This window comes from Palleronia sp. (assembly GCF_042089775.1).
In the GTDB taxonomy this organism is placed as follows: Bacteria; Pseudomonadota; Alphaproteobacteria; order Rhodobacterales; family Rhodobacteraceae; genus Palleronia.
Window position 1 is genome coordinate 1 of sequence record NZ_JBELKF010000124.1, and the last position, 6,828, is coordinate 6,828.

A 6,828-nucleotide genomic window follows, 5' to 3' on the forward strand; every position below is an offset into this window, starting at 1 on the left:
CCATCTTTTGGTCAACCCAGATCAGCATCGACCCGCGCTTTCGCAACGCATCGTTGTAGCTGGACCAGTTCGCCTTGCGGTAGCGGGCGGGTGGAGGCTCGCTCATGCGCCTCACCTAACCGCATGGATTCGCGATGTGAATCGTCCGGAGTCAGAGTTACGCAACAAGGCCCATTTCGGTGAAGACGAGCAAGAAATGGCTGCTGGACCAACACGTGGAGCAGGCGTCTGGAAAATTTGGCGGGGAAGTGCCGGCGACGTAACGATAACACTAACAGCAGACAGGGTGAACGCTGCACTTATCCGAACGTTCAGGTGCTAGCTCAATGAACGCAAAGATCGAGCGCAGCATTGGCACCATAACCGCTCCGACGGAACGATCGATCCGTCCTCGGTCATTGCCGATTATAGACTGGATGTATGCAGGAAGTTATGGTGCTGCGGGTGGGGATCGAACCCACGACCTCCCCCTTACCAAGGGGGTGCTCTACCACTGAGCCACCGCAGCAAACCAACTTCGAACCCGCCTTGAGCCCTAAAGTATCACACTTAACGATGAAGTGCTCAACAAGCTACGGCAGCGTTCTCGGTGGCGGGTCACTAGACGGAACCGGAGAGCCGTGCAAGTGGTAGGATGCAGATTTTTGCCCTCTCGCACATACCGGCGCAACTGGACCCGCCGGAGGGCGTGCTCTATGTCGGGCGCATGTCCGCGAAGAAGCATCCAAAAACCGGGAAATCCGCGCAGGAGACGCGGGAGGATCGGCTGAAGGCCGCGCTAAAGGCCAATATCAAGCGTCGCAAGGCGCAGGCCAAGGCGCGCGCGACCGAGGCTGCGGACAAAGACCAAAGCTAGAGGAACGGGCATGGATTCGATCGTCGTCACCGGCGGCAACGAGCTGAAGGGGCAGATCCCCATAGCCGGTGCCAAAAACGCCTGCCTTACGCTGATGCCGGCCACCTTGCTCAGCGAAGAGCCGCTGACCCTGACCAACGCGCCGCGCCTGTCGGACATCGTCACGATGACGACTCTACTGCGCTCGCTCGGCGTCGAAGCCGATGTGAAGGAAGACGGCCGCGTCTTGGCGCTGTCGTCGCAAGCCCTGACGAGCCATCGCGCCGACTATGATATCGTGCGCAAGATGCGCGCCTCGATCCTGGTGCTGGGCCCCCTGCTCGCGCGGGATGGTGTGGCCGAAGTCTCGCTGCCAGGCGGCTGCGCCATCGGTGCCCGCCCCGTCGACTTGCACCTGCGCGCGCTCGAGGCGCTGGGTGCCGAACTCGACCTCAGGGACGGCTACGTGCACGCGAAGGCGCCGGGCGGCCTCAAGGGCGGACGGGTCGAGTTCCCGCTCGTATCCGTCGGTGCGACTGAAAACGTGCTGATGGCTGCGACACTGGCAAAGGGCACGACGACGATTGAAAACGCGGCGCGCGAGCCCGAGATCGTGGACCTCGCCGACTGCCTGCGTCGCATGGGCGCGCAGATCGAGGGTGACGGCACCTCGTCCATCACGGTTCAGGGTGTGGATCGCCTCGGCGGTGCCAGCCATCCTGTCGTGACTGACCGGATCGAGCTTGGGACCTATATGCTGGCCCCCGCCATCGCCGGCGGAGAGGTCGAGTGCCTCGGCGGCCGCATCGACCTGCTCGGCGCGTTCTGCGAGCGCCTCGATGCGGCGGGCGTGTCCGTCGAAGAGACGTCGAACGGCATCAAGGTTGCGCGCAGGAACGGCCATGTGCGGGCCGTGGACGTGACCACCGCGCCCTATCCCGGCTTCCCCACGGACCTGCAGGCACAGATGATGGCGCTGATGTGCGTGGCCGAGGGTATCTCTACCCTGCACGAGACGATCTTCGAAAACCGCTTCATGCATGCGCCGGAACTGTCGCGCATGGGTGCGCGGATCTATGTTCAAGGGGGGACCGCCCGTGTCACCGGGGTCGAGAAGCTCCGCGGTGCGCGCGTCATGGCCACCGACCTGCGGGCCAGCGTCTCGCTGATCCTCGCTGGCCTCGCGGCCGAAGGGACCACGCAGGTCAGCCGGGTCTATCACCTCGACCGCGGATACGAGCAGGTCGAACAGAAGCTCCGCGGCGTCGGCGCGCAGATCGAACGGGTGCAAGAGCCATGAGCAAGGATGCGCGCTTCGAAGACGCTCAGGGCGGTCCTCTCCGCCTCCGCGCATGGGACATCGACGACCTTGCGGTCCTGTCGTCGCTGGTGCAGGACGCCGTCCTCCCTGTGACCGAGATCCGGTGGGATCAAAAGCAGCGCCGCGTCGGCCTGCTCTTGAACCGCCTGCGGCGCGAAGATCCGCGCGTCGCTGCCGGCGCCGAGGTCGAGCGGGTGCAGTGCGTCCTCGCGATTGAGGACGTGATGGGCGTGCGCGTTTCGGGGGTCGAGCAAGGCGATCGCGACCTCGTCTGCGCCGTGCTCTCCGTGACGATGGAGCCAGGTGAAGACGGCACCGGCACCGTTTTGATAACGCTTGCCGGCGATGGTGCCATTGCGGTCTCCGTCGAGGCGCTCGAGGTCACGCTCCGCGACGTGACGCGCCCCTACCATGCGCCGTCGGGGAAAGTGCCTGACCACGGTCTCGACTGACGTTCAACGCCGCCGCCCGGCCGGAGATTATACATGCCCCAGCTGCTATCCACCGACGATTCCGATTTCAACGACCGCTTCGCCGCGCTTCTGACCATGAAGCGCGAGGATTCTGTCGATGTGGACGAGGCCGTCGCGACGATCATCTCCGACGTGCGCGCCCGCGGCGACGAAGCGTTGTGCGACCTGACCACCCGGTTCGATCGCTTCAACCTGACGCCCGACCGCATCGAGATTACGGACGCCGAGATCGACGCCGCCGCGCGTCAGGTGCCCAAGGACGAGCGCACGGCGCTGGAACTCGCAGCGCGCCGCATCCGCGCCTACCACGAGCGCCAGATGCCCAAGGACGAAAGCTGGACCGACAAGTGCGGCGCCACGCTCGGTTGGCGGTGGTCGGCCGTATCGGCCGCGGGCCTCTACGTGCCTGGCGGGCTGGCGTCCTATCCCTCGTCGCTGCTCATGAACGCCATTCCGGCCAAGGTCGCCGGGGTCAAGCGCCTGGTCGTGACGGCGCCCACGCCGGACGACAGGATCAACCCGCTGGTCCTTCTTGCCGCGCGTATCGCCGGGGTGGACGCCGTCTACCGCGTGGGCGGCGCGCAGGCCATTGCCGCGCTTGCCTACGGAACCGAGACGATAGCCCCGGTGGACAAGATCACGGGACCGGGCAACGCCTACGTGGCCGCCGCCAAGCGCCGGGTCTTCGGCCGGGTCGGCATCGACATGATTGCGGGTCCGTCCGAGATCCTCGTGATCGCCGACGCCGACAACGATCCCGACTGGATCGCGCTCGACCTGCTGAGCCAGGCAGAGCATGACGAAAACGCGCAGGCGATCCTCATCACTACCAGCCCCGAGCTGGGGCAGCTTGTCGAACGCGCGGTCGAGGCCCGGCTTCAGACACTCGCGCGTCGCGACATCGCCGCCGCCTCATGGCGCGACTACGGCGCCATCATCACCGTCAACGACCTTGGTGAGGCCGCCGCGCTGGCCGACCGAATTGCGCCCGAGCACCTCGAGCTTTGCGTCAGCGAACCCGAGCCGCTGGCCGCCAACATCGCCCATGCGGGCGCGATGTTCCTGGGCAAATGGACGCCCGAGGCGATCGGCGATTATGTCGGCGGCCCGAACCATGTTCTGCCCACGGCACGCTCAGCCCGCTTCTCGTCAGGGCTGTCGGTCATGGACTTCCTCAAGCGGACCACGATAACCCGGCTGACGCCCGCTGCGCTGAAGGCGATCGGCCCGGCGGCCGAGACACTGGCAGAGTCCGAAAGCCTCGAGGCGCACGGCCTCAGCGTTCGCGCACGGCTGGACACGCTGAACTGATATGACGGTGATCAGGATCGTGTTATGTTCCGTGCTGGGGAGGTTCACCCGAATTGACGGGGTCATGAACCGATGACATTTCTATGCGAGATCGAGCTCGACGAAAGTGCGCTGCCAGCCGCGTCGCACGAACTCGAGCAGGAGCGGCGCGTCGCGATCTTCGACCTGCGGGAGTGCAACCACTTCGAAGTGAAGGAGGCCCCGACCGGACCCTATACCCTTCGCCTCGGATCGGCCGAGGGTCGCATCGTCTTCGACTGGCGGGCCGCGGACGGACAGCACGGATCGTTCCGCCTGTCCCTGGGATCTCTTGCCCAAGCCGTGAAGGATTACCGCACCCTCTGCGATACCTATGTCGAAGCGGTCCGCGCCCTGCCCCCTGCCCGCATCGAAGAGATCGACGCCGCCCGACGCGAGATCCACATCGAGGCTGCGCAGCAGTTGCGCGACCGGCTGTCGGCGCATGTCTCGCTCGACGAGGCGACGGCGCGGCGCCTTTTCACCCTGATCTGCGCGATCACCGGCCCCGCCTGAGCCATGCGCGCGATCCCGCTTGATTCCGGGCGGGTTTAGCCCCATCTACTGCGCGTTCGCCAAATTCGGCGAACGGCAAATATGGAGTGACCATGGCCAAGGAAGAGCTACTCGAATTTCCGGGCGTCGTGAAGGAACTCCTGCCAAATGCGACGTTCAGGGTCGAGCTCGAAAACGGCCATGAGATCATCGCGCATACGGCAGGCAAGATGCGCAAGAATCGCATCCGGGTTCTCGCAGGCGACAAGGTGCAGGTCGAGATGACCCCCTACGATCTGACCAAGGGCCGGATCAACTATCGCTTCAAGTAAGGCGACGCGCAGCTCGCGCCGCGCGAATAAGCCGTTCGCCCCGCGAACCGCGGCCGTCGTCCCCTCGCACGTCCGGGTGCCGACATGACCACATCCCCGCCCCGTCTGATCCTCGGCTCCGGCTCGCCACGGCGGCTGGAGCTCCTGGCACAGATTGGCCTGACCCCCGACGCGATCCGCGCACCGGACATCGACGAGACGCCGCACAAGGCCGAGCTTCCGCGCCCCTATTGCCTGCGCATGGCTAGGGAAAAGGCCGGGGCCGTTGACATTGCGGATGACGAAGTGCTGCTCTGCGCCGACACCACCGTCGCGCGCGGCCGCTCGATTCTTGGCAAACCTGCGGACGCAGACGAGGCGCGCGCGTTCCTCAGGTCCCTCTCGGGACGCCGCCACACGGTCGTCACCGCGGTCGCCGTCAGGCACCGGGACACGCTACGCGCCCGCGACGTGGTCACGGCAGTCCGCATGAAGCGCCTGACCGAGGCCGAAATCGAAGGCTACATCGCCACCGGCGACTGGCAGGGCAAGGCGGGCGGTTACGCGATTCAGGGCCCGGCGTCGGTCTTCATCCCGTGGATCAGCGGCTCGTTCTCGGCCGTGGTTGGCCTGCCGCTGGCCGAAACCGCGGCGCTTCTGTCCGCCACCGGCATTTCCCCGTTCGAGGCACCATGAAGGGTACGACAATTCACCTGGACACCTTCGCCGGCCGCCTCGCCGCGGCACGGCTCCGAGACGGTCTGCTCGACGACCTCCTCATCGCACCTGACGAGGGCACGCCCCTACTCGGCGCGATCTACCGCGCCACGGTGGACCGTGTCGTCAAGGGCCATGGCGGCGCCATGCTGCGCCTGCCCGAGGGCACGGCCTATCTCAAGGGCGCCAAGGGCCTTCAACCCGGCGATAGCCTGCAGGTCCAGGTGACGGGCTACGCCGAGCCGGGCAAAGCGGTGCCCGTGACGGACCGGCCGCTGTTCAAGTCCCGCTTCGCTATCGCGACGCCGGGCAAGCCGGGGTTCAACGTCTCGCGTCAGATCCGCGACGACGACCTGCGCGACAGCCTGCTGGAACTCGCTCACGATACGCTCGGCCCACCGGCCGATGTCGGTCTGATCCTCCGGTCAGCCGCGGCCGAGGGCGACCCGGATGAGATCGCTGCGGATATCATGGCCATGACCGAACTCGCGCAACAGGTCGCCAAAGACGGCACGCGCGACCCGCAGCTTCTGGTCGATGGCACGGACCCCCATACCGAGGCGTGGCGCGAATGGCCCCTGCCCGACGCGCTCTACACCGAGCCCGGCACGTTTCGGACCAACGGCATCGACGAGATGATCGAGGCCCTGCGCTCCCCCCGCGTCGACCTGCCCGGCGACCACTGGATCAGCGTCGAGCCGACCCGCGCCCTTGTGGCCGTGGACGTGAACACCGGCGCCGATGCCTCTCTGGCGGCGGGGCTGAAGGCGAACATCGCCACGGCCCGCGCCCTGCCGGCCGCACTGCGCTGCCGAGGTCTTGGCGGACAGATCGTCATCGACATGGCCCCGGCGCCCAAGAAGGACCGCCGCCAGATTGAGCATGCGCTGCGCGCCGCCTTCCGCGCCGACCCGGTTGACACGGTGCTCGCCGGATGGACTCCGTTGGGACATTTCGAATTGCAGCGCAAGCGCGAGCGCCTGCCGCTTCACCAGATCCTCGAAGGCTAAGCCCATGTCCTGCCCCATCTGCAGCAACGACACCGACCACCGCTATCGCCCCTTCTGCTCCACGCGCTGCGCAGACATCGACCTCGGCCGCTGGCTGACCGGCAGCTACGCGATTGCATCAGACGAGGACGAGGCGCCTGAGGAAGACGCGCGCGACATTCCCCCACGAGAACATTGATTTTTTTGCGCGCGCCCTCTGGACCATCCCGCTCAGGCCGTCTAAGAGAACGCCACCTCGTCGGCGATACGCCGCGCTCCCGTGCCCGGGTAGCTCAGGGGTAGAGCAGTGGATTGAAAATCCTCGTGTCGGTGGTTCGATTCCGCCCCCGGGCACCAC

At 66.1% G+C, this 6,828-nt stretch carries 9 protein-coding genes, 2 tRNA genes and 1 pseudogene; 10 read left to right on the plus strand and 2 right to left on the minus strand.

Annotated features, from left to right (window positions below; genetic code table 11):
* Together ACFDS3_RS18010 and ACFDS3_RS18015 are read right to left on the minus strand one after the other, a co-directional pair.
* A pseudogene (locus ACFDS3_RS18010) lies at nt 1-106 on the minus strand (IS5/IS1182 family transposase); the annotation flags it as partial.
* 327 nt (nt 107-433) lie between these two features.
* A tRNA-Thr gene (locus tag ACFDS3_RS18015) sits at nt 434-508 on the minus strand.
* A gap of 126 nt (nt 509-634) precedes the next feature.
* Here ACFDS3_RS18015 and ACFDS3_RS18020 point away from each other — a divergent pair.
* The 10 genes from ACFDS3_RS18020 (at nt 635) to ACFDS3_RS18065 (ending at nt 6,827) form a co-directional block, all read left to right on the plus strand.
* On the plus strand, nt 635-856 hold the full coding sequence (locus ACFDS3_RS18020; RefSeq protein WP_375263743.1) for a hypothetical protein: 222 nt from the start codon (nt 635-637) through the stop codon (nt 854-856).
* A gap of 10 nt (nt 857-866) precedes the next feature.
* Entirely contained in the window at nt 867-2,135 is a 1,269-nt protein-coding gene (gene murA, locus ACFDS3_RS18025; protein WP_375263736.1) for a UDP-N-acetylglucosamine 1-carboxyvinyltransferase, read from the plus strand.
* On the plus strand, nt 2,132-2,608 hold the full coding sequence (locus ACFDS3_RS18030) for a DUF2948 family protein (protein WP_375263737.1): 477 nt from the start codon (nt 2,132-2,134) through the stop codon (nt 2,606-2,608). Before murA ends, ACFDS3_RS18030 begins: the two co-directional genes overlap by 4 nt.
* Before the next feature lie 33 nt (nt 2,609-2,641).
* Entirely contained in the window at nt 2,642-3,940 is a 1,299-nt protein-coding gene (gene hisD / locus ACFDS3_RS18035; protein WP_375263738.1) for a histidinol dehydrogenase, read from the plus strand.
* Nucleotides 3,941-4,012: 72 nt separating this feature from the next.
* Entirely contained in the window at nt 4,013-4,474 is a 462-nt protein-coding gene (locus ACFDS3_RS18040; protein WP_375263739.1) for a UPF0262 family protein, read from the plus strand.
* A 92-nt stretch (nt 4,475-4,566) separates the two neighbouring features.
* Nucleotides 4,567-4,785, plus strand: coding sequence for a translation initiation factor IF-1 (gene infA, locus ACFDS3_RS18045; protein WP_007205486.1), 219 nt, complete (start codon nt 4,567-4,569; stop codon nt 4,783-4,785).
* 84 nt (nt 4,786-4,869) lie between these two features.
* On the plus strand, nt 4,870-5,460 hold the full coding sequence (locus ACFDS3_RS18050) for a Maf family protein (RefSeq protein WP_375263740.1): 591 nt from the start codon (nt 4,870-4,872) through the stop codon (nt 5,458-5,460).
* Complete coding sequence (locus tag ACFDS3_RS18055; RefSeq protein WP_375263741.1) at nt 5,457-6,491, plus strand: ribonuclease E/G; 1,035 nt, start codon at nt 5,457-5,459, stop codon at nt 6,489-6,491. Before ACFDS3_RS18050 ends, ACFDS3_RS18055 begins: the two co-directional genes overlap by 4 nt.
* A 4-nt stretch (nt 6,492-6,495) precedes the next feature.
* A complete protein-coding gene (locus ACFDS3_RS18060) occupies nt 6,496-6,669 on the plus strand; it encodes a DNA gyrase inhibitor YacG (protein ID WP_375263742.1) in 174 nt (57 codons plus the stop codon).
* Nucleotides 6,670-6,752: 83 nt separating this feature from the next.
* Nucleotides 6,753-6,827: transfer RNA gene (locus ACFDS3_RS18065), tRNA-Phe, on the plus strand.
* Nucleotide 6,828 lies beyond the last annotated feature (1 nt).

What these genes read in the sequence shown, in the direction of transcription:
- ACFDS3_RS18020 (WP_375263743.1), top strand. Translation starts at nt 635, where the DNA reads ATGCAGATTTTTGCCCTCTCGCACATACCGGCGCAACTGGACCCGCCG.
- murA (WP_375263736.1), top strand. Translation starts at nt 867, where the DNA reads ATGGATTCGATCGTCGTCACCGGCGGCAACGAGCTGAAGGGGCAGATC.
- ACFDS3_RS18030 (WP_375263737.1), top strand. Translation starts at nt 2,132, where the DNA reads ATGAGCAAGGATGCGCGCTTCGAAGACGCTCAGGGCGGTCCTCTCCGC.
- hisD (WP_375263738.1), top strand. Translation starts at nt 2,642, where the DNA reads ATGCCCCAGCTGCTATCCACCGACGATTCCGATTTCAACGACCGCTTC.
- ACFDS3_RS18040 (WP_375263739.1), top strand. Translation starts at nt 4,013, where the DNA reads ATGACATTTCTATGCGAGATCGAGCTCGACGAAAGTGCGCTGCCAGCC.
- infA (WP_007205486.1), top strand. Translation starts at nt 4,567, where the DNA reads ATGGCCAAGGAAGAGCTACTCGAATTTCCGGGCGTCGTGAAGGAACTC.
- ACFDS3_RS18050 (WP_375263740.1), top strand. Translation starts at nt 4,870, where the DNA reads ATGACCACATCCCCGCCCCGTCTGATCCTCGGCTCCGGCTCGCCACGG.
- ACFDS3_RS18055 (WP_375263741.1), top strand. Translation starts at nt 5,457, where the DNA reads ATGAAGGGTACGACAATTCACCTGGACACCTTCGCCGGCCGCCTCGCC.
- ACFDS3_RS18060 (WP_375263742.1), top strand. Translation starts at nt 6,496, where the DNA reads ATGTCCTGCCCCATCTGCAGCAACGACACCGACCACCGCTATCGCCCC.